This is a genomic window from Williamsia herbipolensis, from assembly GCF_000964005.1.
In the GTDB taxonomy this organism is placed as follows: domain Bacteria; phylum Actinomycetota; class Actinomycetes; order Mycobacteriales; family Mycobacteriaceae; genus Williamsia_A; species Williamsia_A herbipolensis.
In genome coordinates, this window is sequence record NZ_JXYP01000014.1 from 311989 (window position 1) to 334138 (window position 22150).

Below are 22150 nucleotides of genomic sequence, written 5' to 3' on the forward strand. Positions count from 1 at the left end.
GCGCTACCCGGTGGGCAGCAGTCGCCGTCGGAAGAGATCGAGCACCTCGTCGAGAGCCGCACGCGTCGGTTCTCCCGGAGCGTCGACGAGATGCTCGGTGAGCACCGAGTGCGGCGGGGCCAGTGAGTCGGGGTTCGCCGCGTCGTCGGGGATCTCGATCGCGGTGAACGCGTCGCCGAGTTGTTCGGCGAGCCACCGGAAGCGCGCGGGAGGGCAGGCGCGATCGCCCGCGAACCGCAGTCCCAGCACGCCGAGATCGCCGGTGGCGCAGCGGTTCTTGACCGTGGCGAGGTCGGCGGGGGAGATGTCGATGTTGTGGGTGCGACTCCGGCTGACGCCGAACGGCAACGACGGCTGCGACAGCACCGGCGCGATGAGGCGGTCGTCGGCGGCCATGGCGAGCGCGAACCCTCCGGTGAAACACATGCCGACCGCGCCGATGCCGGGACCGCCGCAGCGCTCGTGCTCGGCCGCACCAAGGGCGCGCAGCCACCGCACCACCGGTGACGACTTGCCGGTCGCCAGCACCGTGAACTCGCGGCTGATGCAGGCCGGGACGATGGCGCGGGCGATCGTCGACACCGCCCCGAGTGCAGGGATGCGCGCGTCGAGGGGGTCCTTGCCGTCGACGCCGAACAGGTGCGGCATGACCGCGGTCAGTCCCACCCCGGCCACGGTGCGCGCGAACCCCGCGACCGCGGGGGTGATGCCCGGCATCTCGGAGATGACGATCACCGCGGGCCCCGTGCCGAGTCGGTACACCGGTGCGGTGCGTCCCTCGGCGGAGAACTCGATGCGGTCGAAGTCGGCGAGGGAGTCATTCGTCACGGGGTCCTCCGGGGGCTGTCGGCATGGCGCAAGCGTCGCAGAGTGCGTGCCGTCACACCAGCGTCGCGCCGGTTACCGCCCGGTAACACTCGTCGGGTCGAGGGTTAGCATGGGAGGTGAAACATCACATTTGAGGAGACGCGACATGTCCGGCAACCCAGATTTCGACCTCTTCGCGCTGCCGGAGGAGCACGAGGCGCTGCGCGAGGCCATCCGCGCGTTGTCGGAGAAGGAGATCGAGCCGCACGCGGCCGACGTCGACGAGAACTCCCGCTTCCCGCAGGAGGCCCTCGATGCCCTCAACGCATCGGGCTTCAACGCGATCCACGTCCCCGAGGAGTTCGAGGGACAGGGTGGCGATTCGGTCGCCGCCTGCATCGTGATCGAGGAGGTCGCCCGCGTCGACGCGTCGGCCTCGCTGATCCCCGCGGTCAACAAGCTCGGCACGATGGGCCTGATCCTCAGCGGATCCGACGAACTCAAGAAGCAGGTCCTGCCCGACATCGCCTCCGGTGGTCTGCTCGCCTCCTACGGCCTGTCCGAGCGTGAGGCCGGTTCCGACGCCGCCTCCATGCGGACCCGGGCCAAGAAGACCTCCGAGGGCTGGGTCCTCAACGGCGGCAAGGCGTGGATCACCAACGGCGGCAAGTCGACCTGGTACACCGTCATGGCCGTGACCGATCCCGAGCAGGGCTCGAACGGCATCTCGGCGTTCATGGTGCACAAGGACGATCCGGGTTTCTCGACCGGTGGCTACGAGCGCAAGCTCGGTATCAAGGGCTCGCCCACCGCGGAGCTCTACTTCGAGAACTGTGAGATCCCCGCCGATCGCCTCATCGGCGAGGAGGGCACCGGGTTCAAGACCGCGTTGCAGACCCTCGACCACACCCGTCCCACGATCGGCGCGCAGGCGGTCGGCATCGCGCAGGGCGCGCTCGACAAGACCATCGAGTACGTCAAGGAGCGCAAGCAGTTCGGCAAGACGATCTCGCAGTTCCAGGGCGTCGAGTTCATGATCGCCGACATGGCGATGAAGGTGGAGGCCGCGCGACTCATGGTCTACACCTCCGCGGCGCGCGCTGAACGCGGCGAGCCCAACCTCGGCTTCATCTCCTCGGCCTCGAAGTGCTTCGCCTCCGATGTCGCGATGTCGGTCACCACCGACGCGGTGCAGCTGTTCGGCGGCGCGGGTTACACGCGTGACTTCCCGGTGGAGCGGATGATGCGCGACGCCAAGATCACGCAGATCTACGAGGGCACGAACCAGATCCAGCGGGTCGTGATGTCGCGCGCGCTGCTGCGCTGACCTCCGCCGCAGCCCACGACGGACACGGGCGGCCGCCTCACGACAGTGAGACGGTCGCCTTTTCCGTGTCGACACGCCCCGCCATCGCATGGGCGTCGGCGTGGGAGACGTGGACCAGGCTCCCGCCGACGACAGGTGTCGCGAGCACGCCGCGTATGAGGCCGTCGGCGGTGTCCCAGCGGCAGGTCGACATCACGCGGGAACCCGCGGTGATGGTGTCGGCCGCCGCCCGGGCGGTCGCGGCGGTGACGATCTCGGAGACGGTGCGGCCGTCCAGCGCGGCGGGACCGCCCACGATCGGTGCGAACTGGTCGCCGTGCACCCGCACCCCCGACCCGAAGTCGGTGACGCCGATCGGGAGGTCGGCGACGGGGAGCGCGAACGGGTCGAGCGGTGCCACGACGACCTCGTCGACGTCGGCGTGCGCGTCGAGGCGGTCGTGGGCGCAGAACGCGACCGACACCGACGGATCGCTGCCGAGCACCACCTCGGCACCGGCCCACCAGGCGCCGAGCAGGATCGTGAACGTCTGCCAGTGCTCGGGCAGGTCGACGGCCACCCGGTCGCCGGGTGCGACGCCGATCTCGTCGCGCAGGAAGTTCGCCGTCTTCGCCGCCCAGTTCACCGCGGTCAGCGTCGACAGCTCGGTCCGTTCCCCGGAGGCATCGTCGTAGAAGGTGAACAGCGGGCTCGCGGGGTCGGTGGCCAGGGCCGGGCCGAACACCGCGTCGGTGACGGTGGCGACATCGGGCGCAGGACGTGTGCTCATGACGATGATCCTGTCGGTACGCGCCCGGGTCGGCTGCGACGGGGCCGCCGGCCGGGTCGGGGAGAGGTCAGTTGACGCAGGCCGGACCCGACCCAGACGCCGTGATCGGTGGGGTGGTGGTCGAGGTCGAGGTCACCCCCGCCGGTGTCGCGGCGGTGTCGGTGCTACCCGGCTGTGCGCCGGTGTCGGTGATCGATCCCGGGCCGGTGTAGGCGTCGGTGAGCATCAGCTTGAGGTGTCCGGAGGGGATCGACGGATCGACCTGCACCGGCAGGCCGCCCATCTGGCGGGCGAGGTCGGTCGCCGCGGCGTTGCGTTCCGACGTCATGACCGCGCTGGTGGCGTCGGGGCTCGAGGCATTGCCCGTGGTGCCGCGCAGGAACCCGCGGCTGGTGGCGATGTTGGAGACGTTCGTGGCGAGTCCGTCCACCGAACCGGCGTTGACGACGTCGACGGTGTAATCGGCCCGGTCGAGGCGACCGGGCGCGGGTTTCGTCAGCAGGGCGCTGGTCCACCGCTGCACCGCGACGGGGTTGACGGTGACGACGGATTGCTGCCCGTCCTCGCTCCATCCCTGCTCGTCGGTCACCGGGATGGTCGCGAACTTCACCTTGCCGCCGCTGAGGTCCTTGAGCTGCTCGACGAACTTGAGGATGTCCCAGTTGTCGTCGATCACGATCGACCGTGACACCGCCTGCTCGAGATCGGACAGCTTGCCGGGGTTGGTGAGCGTCCCCGCCGAGAGCACCTTCTGGGCCAGCGACGCCATGAACACCTGCTGCCGCACGATGCGGTCGAGGTCGCCCCGGGGGAGGTCGTGACGCTGGCGGACGAAGCTCAGGGCCTGAGCGCCGTCGAGGACCTGCCTGCCGGCCCGGAACCGCGCCCCCGACAACGGTTCGTCGACCGGGTTCTTGAGGCACACGTCGACGCCGCCGACGGCGTCGGTGAGCAGGACGAACCCGACCAGACCGACCTCGGCATAGTGGTCGACCTGCACCCCGGTGAGCTTCGCGACGGTGTCGATGAGCGCTTTGCGGCCGGCGGCGGTCGATTCGGTCTGGGCCTGTTCGGGCGAGGTGCCCGACTCGACGAGCGCCTCCCGGCGTGCCTCCTTCGTCGCCCCGTAGGCGGCGTTGATCTTGCTCATCCCGATACCCGGTACGTCGACGTAGGAGTCACGGGGGATCGAGATGGCCGTCGCCGACGAGCCGTCGTTGGGGATGCGGATCAGCAGGATGGTGTCGGTGTTGGTGGCGACCTCGTCGCCCGCGTGGAGCTTCGCGGCCTCGGCCGGCGACAGCGGGTTGCCCTGGGCATCGGTGCGGGAGTCGGTGCCGACCATGAGGATGTCGACGGCGCCGTCCTGGCCCGACCCCAGCGACAGACCGCCGAGCCGGGTGACGTTGTTCTCGAGGTCGGTGATGCCGTTCCATGCGTACCCGGTGAGGACGAGGACGGCGACCGACGCCAACGCGATCGCCAGCCGTCCGGCCATCGGTCCGCGACGCACCGCGGCGGCGTCCGGCGTGGGCGCGACGGGTCTGCGGGCTCCGGATGCCTTCGCCGCGGGTCGGGCGGCGGTGCGGGTGCCGGGCGTACCGGCAGCCGGAGGTGGGGTCCGGGGGATCGAGGACTGGGGAATCGAGGACTGGGCAGTCGAGGTGCGGGGGCTCGGGGCACGCGGGGCCGTGGTCCGTGACGCAGCCGGGCGGGCGCGGGGCCCGTCGGCCCGACCACCGCGCCGAGGGGCGGCACGACGACCGCGGGGGTCGTCGGGTGGCTGCTGCACGTGGGCCTCTCGATGTCGTGACGGGTGGGGCGGATGGGACAGACGGGTCTGGACGGAACCGATCTCACGGTACGTCCCCGAGGACCCCGAACCGGGGAACGCAACGCCGCACGGTCGGCGTCGTTCCCCCGGACTCGCGCGAACGCGTCGATCGGTGGAGGCGGTGACCGGCCGATACGCTCGGTCGCGAGATGTGGGGTTGCGTCGAACGAGGGGACGGGGTCTACCGGTGATGAGCGACACACACGATCAGGACACGCAGGGACAGGCGGGGACTCGACCCGGCCGTCTCATCGTGATCGGTGCCGGCGGGCAGGTCGGCCGTCTGCTCGCCACCGGACCCGCAACGGTGGCCCTGGGTCGCGCGGAGATCGACATCGCCGACGCCGCGCGCGTGGACCGCGCGCTCGGCGACCTCACCCCCGACGACGTCGTCGTCAACTGTGCGGCCCACACCGCGGTCGACGCGGCCGAGACCGACGTCGAGGCGGCCCGGCTCGGCAACGAGATCGGTCCGGCGAACCTCGCGCGGGCGACCGCGCGGCACGGCGCGCGACTGATCCATCTCTCCACCGACTACGTGTTCCCCGATGCGGCGGGCGATCAGCGGGTCCCGTGGGAACCCGGCGACCTCGATCCCGAGGCGCAGCCGGCGTCGGTCTACGGCCGCACCAAGCTCGCCGGTGAACGCGCCGTCGCCGGGATCGACCCGCGCGCGACCGTCGTGCGGACGGCATGGGTCTACACCGGTGCACTCGGCGGCAACGATTTCGTCGCCACGATGCGCCGCCTCGAAGCCGAACGCGACACGGTGTCGGTGGTCGACGACCAGGTCGGATCACCCACCTACGCCGTCGATCTGGCGGCCGGGTTGCTCGCGCTCGCCGACCGTCCCGACCTCACGGGCGCGACCCTGCACGCGACCAACGCCGGGAGCTGCTCGTGGTTCGACCTCGCCCGTGCGGTGTTCGCCGGGGTGGGCGCCGATCCGCAGCGGGTCGCCCCCACGACGACCGCGGCGTTCCCCCGCCCTGCGCCCCGCCCGTCCTATTCGGTTCTGTCGGGTCGGTCATGGGCGGCCGCGGGGCTACCGCCGCTGCGCGACTGGCGTGCCGGGCTCACCGCGGCGCTGGCCGCAGACGGTGTGGCCGGGCCGAGTGTGTGAGAACCCGCCCGGGCGGTCGGTCGGCGACGGTTGGTTACCCTTGCCCGGTGACTGACCTGGCTGTGGTGACCGTGACCTACTCGTCGGGGGACCATCTCACCGCCTTTCTCCGCAGCCTGCGCACCGCGACCACCGTCGACCACCGGGTGATCATCGCCGACAACGGTTCGACCGACGGCGCCCCCGAGGCCGCCGAACGCGAGTTCGACAACGTCACCCTCGTCGACACCGGCGCCAACATCGGCTACGGCGGTGCCGCGAACCGCGCGGTCGCCGAGGTCGACCCCGCGGTCGAGTTCGTGATCGTGGCCAACCCCGACGTCGAATGGACCCCGGGGTCCATCGACGAACTCCTCGCCGTCGCGCGCCGCCGTCCGCGCGCCGGATCGATCGGCCCGCTGATCCGCGAACCCGACGGCACCGTCTACCCCTCCGCCCGGCGCGTCCCCGACCTGGTGTCGGGAACCGGGCACGCCGTCCTGGGCAAGGTGTGGAAGTCCAACCCCTGGACCGCCGGCTACCGCCAGCAGGACGCCGACATCGCCGAACGGACCGTCGGGTGGCTGTCGGGATCGTGCCTGCTGCTCCGTCGCGCCGCTTTCGACTCCATCGACGGGTTCGACTCGCGCTACTTCATGTACATGGAGGACGTCGACCTCGGCGACCGTCTGGCGCGGTCCGGCTGGCTCAATGTCTACGCGCCGAGCGCCGAGGTGATCCACCGCAAGGGGCACGTCGCCGGCGAACACCCCGAACTGATGCTGCCCGCCCACCACCAGAGCGCCTACCGCTTCCAGGCCGATCGCCATCCGGGCGCCCGGTGGGCACCGTTGCGCGCGGGGCTCGGTGCGGGCCTGTGGGTCCGGTCGAAGGTGGCGGTGGCCTCGGCCCGCCGGGCCGCGAGAAACCGCGCGGACTCGCCTACTGTGAACGCAGTTCAACCACCCACGATGGAGGCATGAGTGGCACCGACCGATGGCGACATCACGCACACCGGCACACCTGATGGCAGTGTCCAGGCCGTGATCCTGGTGGGCGGCAAGGGAACCCGCCTGCGGCCGCTCACCCTGTCGGCACCCAAGCCGATGCTTCCCACCGCCGGCATGCCGTTTCTCACCCACCTGCTGTCGCGGATCGGTGCCGCGGGCATCACCGACGTGGTGCTCGGTACGTCGTTCAAGGCCGAGGTGTTCGCCGAACACTTCGGTGACGGCTCGAAGCTCGGCATGCGTCTGTCGTACGTGACCGAGACCGAGCCCCTCGGCACCGGTGGGGCGATTCGCAACGTGCTCCCCGAGCTGACCGCGGACACGATCCTCGTCTTCAACGGGGATGTGTTGGGCGGCACCGACGTCCGTGCGGTGCTCGACACCCATCACTCGTCGGGTGCCGACGTCACGATCCACCTGGTGCGTGTCGGCGATCCGCGCGCGTTCGGGTGTGTCCCGACCGACGACGACGGTCGCGTGACGGCGTTCCTGGAGAAGACGCAGGATCCGCCGACCGATCAGATCAACGCGGGGTGCTACGTCTTCAAGCGGTCGGTGATCGAGGAGATCGACGCCGGCCGACCGGTCTCGGTCGAACGTGAGGTGTTCCCCGGTCTGCTCGCGCACGGCAGGCACGTCCACGCCCACGTCGACACCGGCTACTGGCGCGACATGGGGACCCCGGAGGACTTCGTGCAGGGTTCGGCGGATCTGGTGCGGGGCATCGCGCCGTCGCCGGCGTTGTCGGGGCCGCGCGGTGAGTCCCTCGTGCACGAGGGTGCCGGCGTCGCACCCGGCGCCGTCCTCGTCGGCGGCACGGTCGTCGGGCGCGGAGCCGAGATCGGTGCCCGCGCACGACTCGACGGTGCGGTGGTCTTCGACGGCGCCGTGATCGAGGCCGGAGCGGTCGTGGAGCGCAGCATCATCGGGTTCGGTGCCCGTATCGGTCCCCGGGCGTTGGTGCGCGACGGGGTCATCGGCGACGGCGCCGACATCGGTGCGCGGTGCGAACTGCTGCGTGGCGCACGCGTGTGGCCGGGGGTCACGATCCCCGACGGTGGGGTGCGGTTCTCCACCGACGTGTGATGACGCGACCCATGATCGATCCGGACCGAGCCGTCACCCGGTTCGTCGCCGTGGGGGACTCGTTCCCCGAGGGGGTCGGCGACGACGAACCGTTGTGCCCCAACGGTGTCCGTGGGTGGGCGGACCGCACCGCGGAGGTTCTCGCACGTCGTGCGGCGCGTCGCGGTGACGAGCCGCTGCGCTACGCGAACCTCGCGATCCGTGGGAAGTTGCTCGGTCCCGTGGTGGCCGATCAGCTCGACCCCGCACTGCATATGGCGCCCGATCTGGTGGCGATCTGCGCGGGCGTCAACGATCTGCTCCGCCCGTCGGTCGACATCGACGACCTCATGGCGCGATACGACTCCGCGATCGGGGCTCTGGCCGACACCGGTGCACTGGTGTTCACGTTCACCGCGTTCGACACCGCGGCCCGACCGCTCTTCGCCGCGCTGCGTGGACGTTTCGCGATCTACAACGAACTACTGCGCGAGATCGCCGATCGCCGCGGGGTCCATCTGGTCGACTTCTGGCGGATGCGCGAGTTCGCCGATCGGCGGATGTGGGAGTTCGACCGGATGCACCTGTCGCCGGCCGGCCACCACCAGATGGCGATCTGCGTGCTCGAATCCCTGGGCGTGGCCCACGATCTCGTCCCCGTCACCTTCGGTCCCGCGGAGGAGATCTCGGCCGCACAGCGCCGGAAGGGCAACCGACAGTGGGCGACTCAGGCCGCGGCGCCGTGGATCGGGCGTCGCCTGCGGGGTCGGTCGCGCGGGGACAACATGACGCCGAAGTATCCCGAGCTCACCGAGCTGGCGCCCACGCCCTAGGTGTGGCGACCCGCCCGGGCGTCGGTCATGCGTCGTCGGTCGGGGCGGTGCGTGCGGCGGCGAGCAGACCGCGGCCGAGCGGGATGACGACCGGCAGCAGACCGTCGTCCTCGGAGATCATCAGGGCCGCGGTGCGGGCGGCCGAGGTCTCGGGGTCGGTCTGCGACGGGTCGGCGATCCGCCCGTCGGCGGTGGCGTCGTGCACCAGCAACACGCCGCCGGGTCGCAGGAGTCGGAGCCCCTCGGTGACGTAGCGCGGTTGGTCGATGACGGCGCCGTCGACGAACACCACGTCGTAGGACGCGTCGGCGAGGCGCGGCAGGACGTCGGCGGCGCGACCGTTGATCAGGCGGGTCCGCGACGAGGCGACGCCGGCGGCGGCGAAGGCCACCCTGGCGGCACGCTGGTGCTCGGAGTCGGGATCGATGGTGGTGAGCACCCCGTCGGCCCGCATCCCGGCGAGCAACCAGAGACCACTCACACCGGCACCGGTACCGATCTCGACCACGTTGCGGGCATCGGTCAGCCGGGTCAGCAGGCAGAGAGTCGCACCGACGGCGGGGGAGACGGCGGCCGCACCGAGTTCGTGGGCGCGTTCTCTCGCGGCGAGGAGGGTGTCGTCCTCGGCGATCGCCGATTCGGCGTACTCGCGGAGCGATTCATGGCCGGGGTCGCGGGTCGGCGGGTCGGTCGGCTGGTCACCGGGGGTGTCGGACACGCAGACAGGTTAACCGTCACGGGTCGCTCGATCGGCCAGGTCGGGGTCGTCTGCGCGTGGCGGCGACGGACGGTCGGTGCCGCGACGGGGCCTCGTCGTGACTCTCAGGCAACGCTCAGGCCACTCATACGGCTCACATACCCCGATGTACCAGAGTCATGGACAACGACACAGCGATCGTCACCGCGGGACACCGCGGACCGCGTCGGTTCGGGAACATCCCGGACCATGACGAGGTTCTCCTGGCAGAGATGACATCCCGCGCGTCGACCCCGAGAGGAAGTGGAGCCGCGCACATGATCGACACCCCCCGATCCGCCGACATCGCAGACCACACGCAGGCCACGGCCGAGACCGTCGCGTCCACCGAGTCCGTCGCGGGGGAGCGATCGGGCACCGCGCGGTTCGACGAGACCGGTGACGGTGCGCTCATGCCGTCGTGGGACGAGTTGGTCCGCGAGCACGCCGACCGCGTCTACCGCCTCGCCTACCGCCTGTCGGGCAATCAGCACGACGCAGAGGATCTGACCCAGGAGACCTTCATCCGTGTCTTCCGGTCGCTGTCGAACTACCGCCCCGGCACGTTCGAGGGCTGGCTGCACCGCATCACCACCAACCTGTTCCTCGACATGGTCCGCCGTCGCGCGAAGATCCGTATGGAGGCGCTGCCCGAGGACTACGAGCGCGTCCCCGGTTCGGCGCCCGATCCGGGCCGCGCGTACGACGAGGCGAACCTCGACCCCGATCTGCAGCAGGCTCTCGACGCCTTGGCGCCGGAGTTCCGTGCCGCGGTCGTCCTGTGTGACATCGAGGGTCTGTCGTACGAGGAGATCGCGACGACGCTCGGGGTGAAGCTGGGCACGGTGCGCAGTCGCATCCACCGCGGTCGGCAGGCCATCCGCGACCACCTCGCCGCCAACGGCCACACCAGCAGCCGCTCGGTCACCACCTCGATCTGATCCCGGCGGCCCGCCCGGCGGGAACCCGGCGGGGTCGGTGATCGTTGTCCCCTCGGTGCCGGACACACGACACCGCCGAGAGCTTTCGCTATCGTGGGGCACGCCCGCGGCTCGTCGCTCTCGGGTTTCGACCGTGAGAGACCGCCGACTCGAAGGGGTGATGACCGTGGACCGGCTACGAGGTCCGTTCGGCCCCGATCCTGACGATGCAGATCAGCGTGACGCAGGTTCTCGTGAACGCCGGACGTCTCGGCGTCCGGCATCGTCGTCGCTGTCGCCGAACACCGACTACCGTGCGCCCGGTTCGGCCGGAGGGCGTTCGTTCGCCCCCACCGACCATCTCGCCACCGAGGCCGTCGCCGCCTACGTCGACGGCGAACTGCGCATGAACGCGCACCTGCGCGCCGCTCGTCACATCGCCGCCTGTGCCGAGTGCGCCGCCGAGGTCGACGCGCAGGCCGCGGCACGTACCGCCCTGCGCGGCTGCGCGGACATCACCATGCCCCTGGGTCTGTTGGGTGCCCTGGCCGACATCCCGAGCCGGGAGATCGATCTGCGCAGCGCCCTGGAGCGTTCGCGCGACACCGATCGCCGCAACCCCGATCGCGGTGGACCGCTGTCGGCTCCCGGCTTCCCCGTGCATCGTCCGAGCCGTTGGCGCCATCGGTGATCCCGGCCACGGCCGAGGGCATCACGCGATGACCCCGCCCCCACCCGACGACACGTCGGAGACGTCCTCGCTTGGCCAGTCGGAGACGTCCTCGTCCGGCCAGCCGGAGACGTCCTCCCCGGTGAACACGTCGAAAACCGATCCGGGCGCGGGTCCGCGTCAGGGCCGCCACTCGCCGGTGTCGCCGCAGACCGCTGCGGTGTTCGGTCGTCCCGCGGGTGTCGACGGTTCGTTCGCCGCCCCCGAACATCAGCGCGCCCGGGCCGTGCAGCCGGTGGTCGGTGCACCCGATCCCGTTCTGCGGGAAGCGTTCTCCCGTCCACCCGGCGCCGATGAGGCCGTGCAGCGTGATCCCGACTCGCGCTACGGCGAGACCGTCACGCCGTCGACGCCCCCCGACCCCTGGCGTGATCCGGCGAGCGTGGCCGGTCTCGACGCACCGGCGCTGGCCGCCGCACCGGCGCCCACCCCGGTGTTGCCCGGCGCGAAGCTCGGCGTCCGCGAACTGCTCTTCGACCGCATCGTCAGCTGGCGGGCGTTGGCGATCCTCGCCGTCGTCGCCCTGGCGGTCGGTCTGGTCGGCGGCCTGTTCGGTCGCCTGACCGCCGAGGTCGTGCCGCCCCTGCACTCGAGCACGGTCTCCCTCGGCAACGGCGACAACGCCCCGCGCGCCGGCGGCGGACGTGTCGCGCAGGTCGCACAGGCGGTGGAGAGGGCGGTGGTCGCGATCAACGTCCGGACCGCGAACTCGATCGGCACCGGTTCCGGGGTCGTCCTCGACAAGTCCGGTTACATCGTCACCAACAACCACGTCATCTCCCAGGCCGCGACCGAGCGCGCGTCGCTCGAGGTGACGTTCTTCGACCGTCAGCGGGTCCCGGCCCGCATCGTCGGTCGCGACATCCGGACCGACCTCGCGGTTCTCAAGGTCGACGGCGTCGACAACCTGACGGTCGCATCTCTGGGGAACTCCGCGGATCTCGAGATCGGCCAAGAGGTCATCGCGTTCGGTTCGCCGCTGGGTCTCGACCGCACCGTCACGAGCGGGATCGTGAGCGCGACGCATCGCGCGGTACCGCTCCGCCCGGACGACACGTCCGACACCGACGCGGTGATCGACGGCATCCAGACCGACGCCGCCATCAACCCTGGCAACTCCGGTGGTCCGCTCGTCGACGACAACGCGCGGGTCGTCGGGATCAACACCGCGGGTCTCGTGCCCGGTGGCGGTTCCATCGGTCTCGGCTTCGCGATCCCGATCGACGAGGCGCGCACGGTGGCGCAGGCGCTCATCCGCGACGGCAAGGTCACCCACGCCCAGATAGGTGTCAGCGCCAGCTCCGTGCGCAACGACAAGGTCCTCGGCGCGCGTATCGGCAACATCGTCGGTGGCTCCCCGGCGGCGGGTGCGGGTCTGCGCGAGGGCGACGTCATCACCGAGTTCGACAACCGTCCCATCGACGGTGCCGACGAGCTCACGGTCGCGGTCCGGACCTCGACCATCGGCAAGTCGGTGCCGCTGAGCTACTGGCGAGACGGTCGAACCTTCACCGCGTCCATCACGCCCGCGGCCGACTGAGTAGCCTGCAACTGTGTTCAGCAGTGTCGGATGGGGCGAGCTCCTGGTACTCCTGGTGGCCGGTCTGGTCATCCTCGGACCCGAGCGGTTGCCCGGTGCCGTCAGCTGGACGATGAAGTCGCTGCGTCAGGTGCGCGAGTACGCGGCCGGGGCGACCAACCAGCTCAAGGACGACCTCGGACCCGATTTCGAGGATTTCCGCAAACCGCTGGCCGAGCTCAACGAGCTGCGGGGGATGACGCCGCGGTCGCTGATCACCAAGCATCTGCTCGACGGCGACGACTCGTTTTTCTCGGGCAACTTCGATGACGACACCCGGATCAAACCCGTCTCGGCGCCCATGCCCGAGATCAACCCGACCCCGGCGCCCGCACTGACGACCGATGGTCCCGGTCCGTCGCTCACCAAGAAGACCTCGCCGGACCTGTCGAAGGCGGCGAGACCCGACGCCGAGAAACCGACGCCACGCACGCCGACGACGCCCGATCAGCCCACGAAGCGCTCGGTCGTCGACTGGGACGCGACCTAGCCGTCCGGACTCCGGGCGGTCAGGCGTTGCGCGCGGTGTCGATGCCCAGCGACATCCCCGCCAGGCCCCGGCGACGTACGGCGAGGCGCTGGGCGATGTCGCGCAACGCGGCCCCGGCAGGTGATGTCGGGTCGGAGAGCACGAGCGGCACGCCGCTGTCGCCACCCTCGCGCAGCGCCGTCTCCAACGGGATCGAGCCGAGCAGGGCGACCTCGGAGCCGACCGCGCGCGTGAGCCGTTCGGCCACCAACGCGCCGCCGCCGGAACCGAACGGCTCGATGCGGCTGCCGTCGGGCAGTTCCATCCACGACATGTTCTCCACCACGCCGGCGATCTTCTGTCGTGTCTGCAGGGCGATCGCCCCGGCGCGCTCGGCGACCTCGGCGGCGGCCTGCTGGGGAGTGGTGACCACGAGGATCTCGGCCCCGGGGATCAGCTGGGCGATCGAGATGGCGATGTCGCCGGTGCCCGGCGGGAGATCGAGGAGCAGCACGTCGAGGTCGCCCCAGTAGACGTCGGCGAGGAACTGCTGCAGCGCGCGGTGCAGCATCGGCCCGCGCCACACGACCGGCGTGTTGCCGCTGGTGAACTGGGCGATGGAGATGAACTTCACGCCGTGCGCCATGGGCGGCATGATCATCTTCTCGACCTGTGTGGGCTTGGCGTCGTTGCCCATCATGCGGGGCACCGAGTGGCCGTAGATGTCGGCGTCGAGGACGCCCACGGTGAGACCGCGTTCGGCGAGGGCGGCCGCGAGGTTGACGGTCACGCTGGACTTGCCGACACCGCCCTTGCCCGAGGCGACCGCGTACACGCGGGTCAGCGATCCGGGCTGGGCGAACGGGATCACCGGTTCGGCCCGGTCGCCGCGCAACGACTTGCGCAGTTCGGTGCGCTGCTCGTCGTCCATCACGTCGAGTTCCACCCGCACCGCACCGACGCCGGGGACGTCGGAGGCGGCGGTCGTGACGCGCTCGGTGATCTCGGTGCGCAGGGGGCAGCCCGACGTCGTGAGGTAGATCCCGATGTCGACGCTGCCGTCGTCGGCCACGGTGACCGACTTCAGCATGCCGAGGTCGGTGATCGGTTTCCCGATCTCGGGGTCGGTCACCTTGGCCAGGGCGGTGCGGATCGCGGATGCGGTGTCGTCGTTCATCGTCACTCAGCGTATCCGCCGGCGAGCGACCCCTGATCCGCCGGTGGGCGAGCGGGCGGTTCTACCGCGCGAGGGCCAGCGACGGTGTGGGCCGCAGGGTGAGCGAACGGATCACACACGGTCCGGTGGGCGCGGCCGCCGCGGTCAGGGCGCCGCTGAGCTCGCCGGCGAGCCCGATCGGACCGCACCGCGTACCGAGGGCGTCGACACCCACACCGGTGACCTCGACGGTGGTCGGGCCGGTCGGGGTGATCGTCCAGGGGAGCGCCGCGGTTCGGGCGATGGCGCAGAGCGGGTTCTGTCCGCTCAGCACGGCCTTGCCGACCGTCGCCGACGTGCCGTCGGGGGCGACCGTGACCGTGAGGTCGACGGTGCAGGACACCGGTCCGGCCGGCGAGGTCACCGCGATCGTGGCCGGGACATCGAAGGCGGCCTTCGCCAGGCGCAGGCGTGCGGTCGGTGCCGGTGGTGTCGCGCCGGGTGCGCCGGGCGTCGGGGAGGCGCCGGGCGCTCCCGACGGCGCCGGTGGCGCGCCGGGTGCACCGGGTGTCGGCGCGGCGCTGGTCGCGGGTCGCTTGACCTCCAGGACCGATGCGGTCGGCACCGCGCCCGTCGCGTAGGCCAGAGCCCAGGTCAGGACGTTCGAGACGTACTCGAGGGAGTTGTTGTAGCGGAGTACGGCGGCGACGCGGTGCTGCGGGCTCATGATGTCGCTGACCCCGGCGCACAGGTACCGACCCGCGGAGTAGGTGGCGTCGAAGATGTTGTTCGGGTCGGCCCGGCCGTCGCCGTTGCCGTCGGATCCCCAGGCCGCCCAGGTACTGGGGATGAACTGCATCGGACCCATGGCGCGATCGTGGACCGGATCGCCGTCGATGGCTCCGCGGTCGGTGTCGGTGATGACCGCGTTGCCCGCGAGACTGCCGTCGAGCACCGGACCGGCGATGGGGTTGATCGTGGTGCCCGAGGCGTCGACCGATCCGTCGCCGGCGTGCCCGGACTCGATGCGGCCGATGCCGGCCAGGAGGAACCACGGCAGCTTGCACACGGGGTTCTCGACGCCGACGCGGTCGGCGGCGAGCTTGTAGGCGCGCAGCATGATCCCCGGGATCCCCAGGGGGCCCGAGGGCAGTGCGGGGGCGAGGGTGCGCACGCCGGCTGTGACCACACCCACCCCCGTGACGGTCGCGGGTGCGGCGGGCGGGGCGAAGCCCAGCGTGCGGGGGGCGGAGTCGACGATCACCGCGGCGGGGGTGACCTCGGCGGCGGCAAGGGACGACGCCGGTTGACGCTGCGCACTCGAGGTCGCGGCCCCGAGGACGAAGACGCCGACCAGCAGTGTCGCGACCCCCATCGGGACGTAGCGGCCGGCGTTCATGGAGGGCCGCCCGGAAAGTCCCCCTCGACCGGATTCACGGGCACGTTGTCGCGCCAGGGCCGCGTCGATGACACCTCGGGACTGCACAGGGGCACCGCTTTCTCACACACGAGTTCGCCGACGGGACAGTCGACTTCGACGGTGGCGTGTCGATCGCGCCCGGTCGGTACCGTCCCCCGGACCGGGCTGTGATCCACGATACATATGGGACGAGCGTGCGGGAGGCGAACGGTCAGGTACGCGGTCCCCGGCGGTGATCGGTGTCGGAGGCGTCGGCGTTCTCGGGGTCGCGGAGCGCCACGCGGAGCTCGGTCAGCAGGTCGTCGAGTTCACGTCGCAGGTAGTCGCGGGTCACGGTGTCGCCGACGGCGAGGCGCACCGCGGCGAGCTCGCGGGCGAGGAACTCGGTGTCGGCCTTGGTCTGTTCCGCGCGCATCCGGTCCTCCTCGAGGGCCACCCGGTCGCGGTTCTCCTGACGGTTCTGGGCCAACAGGATCAACGGTGCCGCGTAGGCGGCCTGGGTCGAGAACGCGAGGTTGAGCAGGATGAACGGGTAGGGATCCCACTGGATGCTCAGCGCAACCATGTTCAGTGCGATCCACACGATGACCACGACGGTCTGGATGGCGAGGTAGCGGCCGGTGCCGAGGAATCGAGCGAGTCGTTCGCTGTACACACCGACGATGTCGGCGTCGAGATGGAACGGCAGACGGCGCCGACCCTTCGTCGGGGTGTCGAGGCGGCGTCCGCCCCGTGCGGAGGAGTCGGGGCTCACGACAGGCCTCCCCGCACCCTCGACCGGCCCGCGGCGACGGTGTCGTCGTCGGGTTCGTTCTCACGCCAGTCCTCGGGCAGCAGATGGTCGAGGAGGTCGTCGACGGTGACCGCACCGAGGAGGTGCCCCTCGGCGTCGACGACCGGTCCGCACACGAGGTTGTAGGTGGCGAAGTAGCGGGTCACCGCCTCGAGCGAGTCCTCGGGACCCAGTCGTGCGAGGTCGGTGTCGAGGATGCCGCCGACGAGGTCGGCCGGCGGTTCGCGCAGCAGCGCCTGCAGGTGCACGCACCCGAGGTACTTCCCGGTCGGCGTGGCCGTCGGCGGGCGGACCACGAAGGTCAGGCTCGCCGACGCCGGGGTGAGGTCGGGGTTGCGTGCACGGGCCAGCGCCTCGGCGATGGTCGTGCTGGCCGTCACGATGAGCGGCTCGGGTGTCATGAGGCCACCGGCGGTGTCGGGGGAGTGCGACAGCAGCCGTCGCACCGGCGCCGATTCCTCGGGGTCCATCCGCTGCAGGAGGGCCTCGGCCTCGGTGTCGGGCAGCTCACCGAGGAGGTCGGCGGCATCGTCGGGATCCATCGCCTCGAGGACGTCGGCGGCCCGGTCGACCTCCATCCGGCCGATCAGTTCGGTCTGGTCGTCGACGGGGAGCTCCTGGATCACGTCGGCGAGGCGTTCGTCGTCGAGGGCCCCGGCGATCTCCTGGCGGCGTTTGGAGGGCAGCTCCCGCAGGGCGTTGGCGACGTCGGCCGCGCGCATCCCCTCGAACTGCGAGAGTGCCTGCGTCACACCCTGTCCGGGCTGCTCGAGGCTGCTGTGGGTGAGACCGCGCACCGACGACCAGCCCACCACGTGGGTCTCGCCGCGTCGGCCGAGTCCCGAGCGGGTGCCGCGCAGCGCGACCCGGGAGATCACCCAGTCGCGGGTGCGGTTGCGCTCGATGCCCAGGTCGACCACGTGCATGTCGGCGCCGGCGAGCTCGGGGAGATCGGGGTCGACGACCTGCACGCGACTGTCGAGGATCTGCCCTATCGCCAGCGACTCACCGGGACGCAGGTTCAGCCGCCGCATGCTCACGGTGCCGGTGTTGAGGTTCACCGACGTCGGTTCGATGCTGGTCACCCGCAGCATGGGCACGAAGATGCGTCGCCGGGTGCTGAGTTCGACCGCCAGACCGAGTGCCCGCGGTGGGGCCGAGTCGAAGCGCAGCGACAGGACGAGATCGCGTACCCGACCTATCGACTCGCCGTCGGGACCCAAGACCGCGAGGCCCGCGAGCCTGGCCACGAACACCTTGCTCACTGCTGCCATGGCTGACAGGGTAGTGCGAGCCCTCGGCTGATCGACGTGGTGTGTCGATGACGACACCCGCGCGGACCGTGATGCCGGAATAGCGACCGCGATGCCGGGATCTCCGCAGACCGTGGCGTCGTCGACGTGACGGGAGACGCGATGGATCGGGTGGACCCCCGAGGCGTGTTGCGCCGATCGGTCCTGGCGGTGCCGGGCAGTTCGGCGGCCATGCTCACCAAGGCGCGGGCGCTGTCGGCCGACGAGGTGTTCTGCGATCTCGAGGACGCCGTGGCCCCCGACGCGAAGGTCGCCGCCCGGGCCGCGGTCGTCGACGCCCTCAACGCCGACGACTGGCGATGCGCGCGACGGGCCGTGCGGGTCAACGCGTGGTCGACGCCGTGGACCCATGCCGACGTGATCGACGTCGTCGCCGGGGCGGGCGCCCGCCTCCACTCCGTCGTGCTGCCGAAGGTCGGTCGGGGTGCCGACGTGATCGCACTGGACCTCCTCCTCACCCAGCTCGAACGGATCCACGACCTCCCGGTGGGCGCCATCGGCATCCAGGCCCAGATCGAGGACGCCGGGGCGCTGCGTCGGATCGACGAGATCGCCTCCGCCAGTGCGCGTCTCGAAGCGCTGGTGCTCGGCCCGGCGGACATGGCCGCGAGCCTGGGCATGCGCACCCTCACCACCGGTGAACAGCCGCAGGGGTACGACCTCGGCGACGCCCACCACCATGTGCTGATGAGTGTGCTGGTGGCGGCCCGCGCGCACGGGCTCGCCGCCGTCGACGGACCGTATCTGGCCTTCGACGCACCGGATCGACTGCGCGCCATCGCCTCTGCTGCCGCAGCGCTCGGTTACGACGGCAAGTGGGTCATCCACCCGTCGCAGATCGCCGTCGTCAACGAGGTCTTCACACCCCGCCAGGCCGACTACGACGCGGCCGAGGACCTGCTCGACGCCTACGCCACGGCGACGTCGACGGCGGGCGGAGCCCGCGGCGCGGTGCGGCACCGCGGTGAGATGATCGACGAGGCGAGTGCGGCGATGGCGACCGCGCTCGCACGCACCGGACGCGCCGCGGGTCTCACCCGGACGCCGCCGGGCGACGACCGCACCACCTGAGCACGACAGCGACCGAGAACCACAGCGACCGCGAACCACCATCGACCGAGCGCGACGACGAAGGGCACGACATGACCAACCCGATCCGACCCGGAGGACGCGAGGCCCCGGGGCTGCCCACACCCCCGTCGGGCTGGCCCATCGGTTCCTACCGCACCTACGCCGAGGCGCAGAAGGCCGTCGACTACCTCTCCGACGCCGAGTTCCCGGTGCAGGACGTGACGATCGTCGGAGTCGATCTCATGCAGGTCGAGCGCGTGCTCGGTCGACTCACCTGGGGCAAGGTCATCGGTGGCGGTGTCGCCTCGGGCGCGTGGCTCGGCCTGTTCTTCGGTCTGCTGCTGAGCCTGGTCGTCACCGGCAGCATCGTGGTGCCCATCGCCTTCGGCATCATCGGCGGCATCGTGTTCGGCGTCATCTCGACGTCCATCCCGTATGCGGCCACGCGTGGCACCCGCGACTTCGCCTCCACGATGCAGCTCGTGGCAGGTCGTTATGACGTGATCTGCGATCCCAAGAGCGCCCCGCAGGCGCGCGATCTGTTGGCCCGTACCACCATCTGAGGTCCGAATGTGCCCGTTCGGGCATCTGATGGGACCCGCGGCGTCGATTCCGACACGAGTTGGCACGTTCATGCCGAATGTGTTGCGCGTCACGAATTGCCACCTATAACGTATCGCCTCAGGCATTCGAAGGTGCACGCCGAGGTCGACGCGTGCGCTCCGGTCGCAAGGAGGCGTACGTGGCGGGCAAGGGACACACCAGCGGGAGCGGTAGGCGGGCGAGACTCGCCGTCGCCGCTCTCGCGGCCGCAGCGGTCGTGCTGCCGGCGGTGAGCGCGTGCGGATCCGGGTACACAGCCCGGACGCTCAACGCGTACGCACCGGCCGACGGTGCCTCGTTCATCGAGCAGGTCGGCAAGAAATGCAGTGCCGCATCGAACGGCGAGTACAACATCGTCACCCACGCGCTGCCCAAGGCCGCCGACGACCAGCGGCTGCAGCTGGCGCGACGGCTCGCGGGCAACGACGCCGGACTCGACCTCATGGGCATGGACGTCGTGTGGACCGCCGAGTTCGCCGACGCCGGTTGGCTCGAACCCGTTCCCCAGGATCTGGTCTCCGACATCAGCTCGCAGTCGCTGCCCGGCCCGTTGGAGACCGCGGAGTGGAAGACCAAGTCCGACAACGCCAAGCGGCTCTACGCGATCCCGACGTGGACCAACACGCAGCTGCTCTGGTTCCGCCCGGACATCCTCAAGCAGTACCTGGGGTCGACGAAGGCACCCTCGACGTGGGACGAGGTCCTCGCGGCGAACGAGAAGATCCGCACGGCCTGGAAGGGCCCCGGCGCGGCACCGAGTTACATCGAGGTCCAGGGCGCGCAGTACGAGGGACTCATGGTGTGGTTCAACACACTTCTCACCAGCGCGGGCGGTTCGGTGGTCGACGCCAACGATCCGACCAAGATCACGCTGAACGACACCCCGGCACACCGCGCCGCCACCGAGAAGGCGCTCGAGATCATGCGTTCGGTCGCCCGCGCCCCCGGTGCCGACCCGTCGCTGAGCAACAACAAGGAGAACGAGGGACGCCTCGCCATGGAGAACGGCCTGGCGACCTTCCAGATCAACTACCCCTTCGTGTTCCCCAGCATGCGGTCGAACGCCGCATCCGGTGACGTCGCGTTCTTCCCCGAGATGAAGAAGTACGCCAACCTCTACGCCGATCCCGACAACCCGCCGAAGGACTCCGAGCTCGGACCGGTGAACCAACTGGTGCGCACCCGATTCGACTTCGCGCGCTACCCCGGTGTGACCTCCGGCAGTCCGGCGAAGGTCACCGTGGGTGGGGTGAACCTCGCCGTCGCGAGCACCTCGAAGCAGAAGTCGTTGGCGTTCAAGGCGGCTGCGTGTCTGACGAACTCCGACGCGCAGAAGGTCTACTCGATCAGTGGCGGCACACCCCCCACGATCGCGTCGATCTACGACGATCCCGACTTCAAGCAGACCTACCCGATGGGCGACGACATCAAGGCCCAGCTCGAGTCGAACGCGTCGTCGAACCGACCGGCATCGCCGGTCTACCAGGCGATCTCGACGCTGCTCGTCGCGAAGCTCAGCCCTCCGGGTGGACTCGATCCGAAGAGCGGTGTGGATGTGCTGGCCGACCAGGTCCGCAAGGCAATCGACGGTAAGGGACTGATTCCATGACAGCGGCGGATGGGGGCCTCTCACAGCCCCGGGGACGTCACGCGCGCAGCGAGGCCGACCGGCCCGTGCCCACGACCGTGGCGCGCACGAAGACCGCCGGCGCGCCGCCCACGGCGAAGAACGTCAGTGACGGCAAGAAGGCCGATCGGCGCCTCGGGCTGCTGCTGATCGCGCCGGCCGCGATCGTGATGCTGGTCGTCACGGGGTACCCGATCGTGTACTCGGTGTACCTCAGCCTGTTCAAGGCGAGCCTGTCGGCGCCGGGCAAGAGCGAGTTCGTCTGGTTCACCAATTACGTGACCGCGCTCAGCGACAGCTACTGGTGGACCGCGTTCGGGATCACCCTGGGCATCACCGTGGTCTCGGTCGCCATCGAGTTCGTGCTGGGCCTGGCGATCGCACTCGTCATGCACCGCACCATCTTCGGCAAGGGACTCGTCCGCACGGTCGTGCTCATCCCATACGGCATCGTCACCGTCGCCGCCGCGTTCTCGTGGTACTACGCGTGGACGCCGGAGACGGGCTACCTGGCGAACCTGCTGCCCGCCGGGTCGGCTCCGCTGACCCACCAGCTGCCGTCGCTGGCGGTGATCGTCCTCGCCGAGGTGTGGAAGACGACACCGTTCATGGCGCTGCTGTTGCTGGCCGGTCTCGCGCTCGTCCCCGACGACCTGCTCAAGGCGGCCCAGGTCGACGGGGCGGGGGCGTGGACGCGGTTGATCCGCATCACGATCCCGCTGATGAAGCCGGCCATCCTGGTCGCGCTGCTGTTCCGCACCCTCGACGCGTTCCGGATCTTCGACAACATTTACGTGCTGACGAAGGGCGCGAACACCACCTACTCGGTGTCCGTCCTGGGATACGACAACCTGTTCAAGGCGTTCAATCTCGGTGTCGGCTCGGCGATCAGCGTGCTGATCTTCCTGGCCGTCGCGATCATCGCCGCACTGTTCATCAAGGGATTCGGTGCGTCAGCGCCCGGATCCGACAACGAGGGGCGGTAG

General features: G+C 70.4%; 21 protein-coding genes. 13 read left to right on the forward strand and 8 right to left on the reverse strand.

All coding sequences use genetic code 11. The annotated features are described in order from the left end of the window. Nucleotides 1-3: 3 nt before the first annotated feature. A complete protein-coding gene (locus tag TU34_RS07360; RefSeq protein ID WP_045822158.1) occupies nt 4-828 on the reverse strand; it encodes a dienelactone hydrolase family protein in 825 nt (274 codons plus the stop codon). Nucleotides 829-973: 145 nt separating this feature from the next. On the opposite strand from TU34_RS07360, the gene TU34_RS07365 reads away from it, so the two are divergent. After that, the gene (locus TU34_RS07365) at nt 974-2134 is read left to right on the forward strand and encodes an acyl-CoA dehydrogenase (RefSeq protein ID WP_045822159.1); all 1161 of its coding nucleotides are present in this window, start codon (nt 974-976) and stop codon (nt 2132-2134) included. 37 nt (nt 2135-2171) lie between these two features. Here TU34_RS07365 and TU34_RS07370 read toward each other — a convergent pair whose 3' ends face one another. After that, nucleotides 2172-2903 carry a TIGR03089 family protein gene (locus TU34_RS07370; RefSeq protein WP_045822160.1) on the reverse strand — a complete coding sequence of 244 codons (732 nt, stop codon included), beginning with the start codon at nt 2901-2903 and terminating at the stop codon, nt 2172-2174. 67 nt (nt 2904-2970) lie between these two features. After that, nucleotides 2971-4695: an LCP family protein gene (locus TU34_RS07375; RefSeq protein WP_238981202.1), complete on the reverse strand. Its 1725-nt coding sequence runs from the start codon at nt 4693-4695 to the stop codon at nt 2971-2973. Nucleotides 4696-4927: 232 nt separating this feature from the next. Here TU34_RS07375 and rfbD point away from each other — a divergent pair, with 232 nt between their 5' ends. From rfbD to TU34_RS07395, 4 genes are read left to right on the forward strand one after another with little or no spacing between them, the layout of a single operon-like run. Next, complete coding sequence (gene rfbD, locus TU34_RS07380) at nt 4928-5860, forward strand: dTDP-4-dehydrorhamnose reductase (RefSeq protein WP_045822161.1); 933 nt, start codon at nt 4928-4930, stop codon at nt 5858-5860. 47 nt (nt 5861-5907) lie between these two features. Beyond that, the gene (locus TU34_RS07385; protein ID WP_203225420.1) at nt 5908-6822 is read left to right on the forward strand and encodes a glycosyltransferase family 2 protein; all 915 of its coding nucleotides are present in this window, start codon (nt 5908-5910) and stop codon (nt 6820-6822) included. After that, on the forward strand, nt 6823-7935 hold the full coding sequence (gene manB / locus TU34_RS07390) for a mannose-1-phosphate guanylyltransferase (RefSeq protein WP_238981203.1): 1113 nt from the start codon (nt 6823-6825) through the stop codon (nt 7933-7935). It begins immediately after the preceding gene. A gap of 11 nt (nt 7936-7946) precedes the next feature. After that, the gene (locus tag TU34_RS07395) at nt 7947-8747 is read left to right on the forward strand and encodes an SGNH/GDSL hydrolase family protein (RefSeq protein ID WP_045822292.1); all 801 of its coding nucleotides are present in this window, start codon (nt 7947-7949) and stop codon (nt 8745-8747) included. Nucleotides 8748-8772: 25 nt separating this feature from the next. On the opposite strand, the gene TU34_RS07400 is transcribed toward TU34_RS07395, so the two are convergent. Then, a complete protein-coding gene (locus tag TU34_RS07400) occupies nt 8773-9465 on the reverse strand; it encodes an O-methyltransferase (RefSeq protein ID WP_045822163.1) in 693 nt (230 codons plus the stop codon). Nucleotides 9466-9761: 296 nt separating this feature from the next. Here TU34_RS07400 and sigE point away from each other — a divergent pair, with 296 nt between their 5' ends. The 4 genes from sigE (at nt 9762) to tatB (ending at nt 13202) form a co-directional block, all read left to right on the forward strand. Then, nucleotides 9762-10424 carry an RNA polymerase sigma factor SigE gene (gene sigE, locus TU34_RS07405; RefSeq protein ID WP_045822293.1) on the forward strand — a complete coding sequence of 221 codons (663 nt, stop codon included), beginning with the start codon at nt 9762-9764 and terminating at the stop codon, nt 10422-10424. A gap of 166 nt (nt 10425-10590) precedes the next feature. Next, a complete protein-coding gene (locus TU34_RS07410) occupies nt 10591-11094 on the forward strand; it encodes a hypothetical protein (RefSeq protein ID WP_275041737.1) in 504 nt (167 codons plus the stop codon). 28 nt (nt 11095-11122) lie between these two features. Continuing rightward, entirely contained in the window at nt 11123-12673 is a 1551-nt protein-coding gene (locus tag TU34_RS07415) for a S1C family serine protease (protein ID WP_082079973.1), read from the forward strand. Nucleotides 12674-12686: 13 nt separating this feature from the next. Beyond that, complete coding sequence (gene tatB / locus TU34_RS07420; RefSeq protein ID WP_045822166.1) at nt 12687-13202, forward strand: Sec-independent protein translocase protein TatB; 516 nt, start codon at nt 12687-12689, stop codon at nt 13200-13202. Between the two features lie 19 nt (nt 13203-13221). On the opposite strand, the gene TU34_RS07425 is transcribed toward tatB, so the two are convergent. The 4 genes from TU34_RS07425 to TU34_RS07445 all read right to left on the reverse strand — a co-directional run bounded on the left by TU34_RS07425 (nt 13222) and on the right by TU34_RS07445 (nt 17824). Beyond that, nucleotides 13222-14358 (reverse strand): Mrp/NBP35 family ATP-binding protein, encoded by a 1137-nt coding sequence (locus TU34_RS07425; RefSeq protein WP_045822294.1) that lies wholly within the window; start codon nt 14356-14358, stop codon nt 13222-13224. A gap of 61 nt (nt 14359-14419) precedes the next feature. Continuing rightward, nucleotides 14420-15736 (reverse strand): lytic murein transglycosylase, encoded by a 1317-nt coding sequence (locus TU34_RS24615; RefSeq protein WP_052688803.1) that lies wholly within the window; start codon nt 15734-15736, stop codon nt 14420-14422. A gap of 232 nt (nt 15737-15968) precedes the next feature. After that, a complete protein-coding gene (locus TU34_RS07440) occupies nt 15969-16511 on the reverse strand; it encodes a DUF1003 domain-containing protein (RefSeq protein WP_045822168.1) in 543 nt (180 codons plus the stop codon). Further along, a complete protein-coding gene (locus tag TU34_RS07445; protein WP_045822169.1) occupies nt 16508-17824 on the reverse strand; it encodes a magnesium transporter MgtE N-terminal domain-containing protein in 1317 nt (438 codons plus the stop codon). The genes TU34_RS07440 and TU34_RS07445 overlap by 4 nt, the downstream gene beginning before the upstream one ends. Before the next feature lie 141 nt (nt 17825-17965). On the opposite strand from TU34_RS07445, the gene TU34_RS07450 reads away from it, so the two are divergent. The 4 genes from TU34_RS07450 to TU34_RS07465 all read left to right on the forward strand — a co-directional run bounded on the left by TU34_RS07450 (nt 17966) and on the right by TU34_RS07465 (nt 22150). After that, nucleotides 17966-18934, forward strand: a complete 969-nt coding sequence (locus TU34_RS07450) for an HpcH/HpaI aldolase/citrate lyase family protein (protein ID WP_150116439.1) — start codon at nt 17966-17968, stop codon at nt 18932-18934. Nucleotides 18935-19005: 71 nt separating this feature from the next. Next, a complete protein-coding gene (locus TU34_RS07455; RefSeq protein ID WP_045822170.1) occupies nt 19006-19497 on the forward strand; it encodes a YflT domain-containing protein in 492 nt (163 codons plus the stop codon). 77 nt (nt 19498-19574) lie between these two features. Beyond that, on the forward strand, nt 19575-21146 hold the full coding sequence (locus TU34_RS07460; protein WP_082079975.1) for an extracellular solute-binding protein: 1572 nt from the start codon (nt 19575-19577) through the stop codon (nt 21144-21146). Continuing rightward, nucleotides 21143-22150, forward strand: a complete 1008-nt coding sequence (locus TU34_RS07465; RefSeq protein ID WP_082079976.1) for a carbohydrate ABC transporter permease — start codon at nt 21143-21145, stop codon at nt 22148-22150. The genes TU34_RS07460 and TU34_RS07465 overlap by 4 nt, the downstream gene beginning before the upstream one ends.

Bases quoted from the DNA above. Each gene is read 5' to 3' on its own strand.
- TU34_RS07395 (WP_045822292.1), top strand. From the start codon at position 7,947: ATGATCGATCCGGACCGAGCCGTCACCCGGTTCGTCGCCGTGGGGGAC.
- TU34_RS07415 (WP_082079973.1), top strand. From the start codon at position 11,123: ATGACCCCGCCCCCACCCGACGACACGTCGGAGACGTCCTCGCTTGGC.
- rfbD (WP_045822161.1), top strand. From the start codon at position 4,928: ATGAGCGACACACACGATCAGGACACGCAGGGACAGGCGGGGACTCGA.
- TU34_RS07425 (WP_045822294.1), bottom strand. From the start codon at position 14,358: ATGAACGACGACACCGCATCCGCGATCCGCACCGCCCTGGCCAAGGTG.
- TU34_RS24615 (WP_052688803.1), bottom strand. From the start codon at position 15,736: ATGAACGCCGGCCGCTACGTCCCGATGGGGGTCGCGACACTGCTGGTC.
- sigE (WP_045822293.1), top strand. From the start codon at position 9,762: ATGATCGACACCCCCCGATCCGCCGACATCGCAGACCACACGCAGGCC.
- TU34_RS07465 (WP_082079976.1), top strand. From the start codon at position 21,143: ATGACAGCGGCGGATGGGGGCCTCTCACAGCCCCGGGGACGTCACGCG.
- TU34_RS07445 (WP_045822169.1), bottom strand. From the start codon at position 17,824: ATGGCAGCAGTGAGCAAGGTGTTCGTGGCCAGGCTCGCGGGCCTCGCG.
- TU34_RS07450 (WP_150116439.1), top strand. From the start codon at position 17,966: ATGGATCGGGTGGACCCCCGAGGCGTGTTGCGCCGATCGGTCCTGGCG.
- TU34_RS07460 (WP_082079975.1), top strand. From the start codon at position 19,575: ATGTGTTGCGCGTCACGAATTGCCACCTATAACGTATCGCCTCAGGCA.
- TU34_RS07365 (WP_045822159.1), top strand. From the start codon at position 974: ATGTCCGGCAACCCAGATTTCGACCTCTTCGCGCTGCCGGAGGAGCAC.
- TU34_RS07370 (WP_045822160.1), bottom strand. From the start codon at position 2,903: ATGAGCACACGTCCTGCGCCCGATGTCGCCACCGTCACCGACGCGGTG.
- TU34_RS07455 (WP_045822170.1), top strand. From the start codon at position 19,006: ATGACCAACCCGATCCGACCCGGAGGACGCGAGGCCCCGGGGCTGCCC.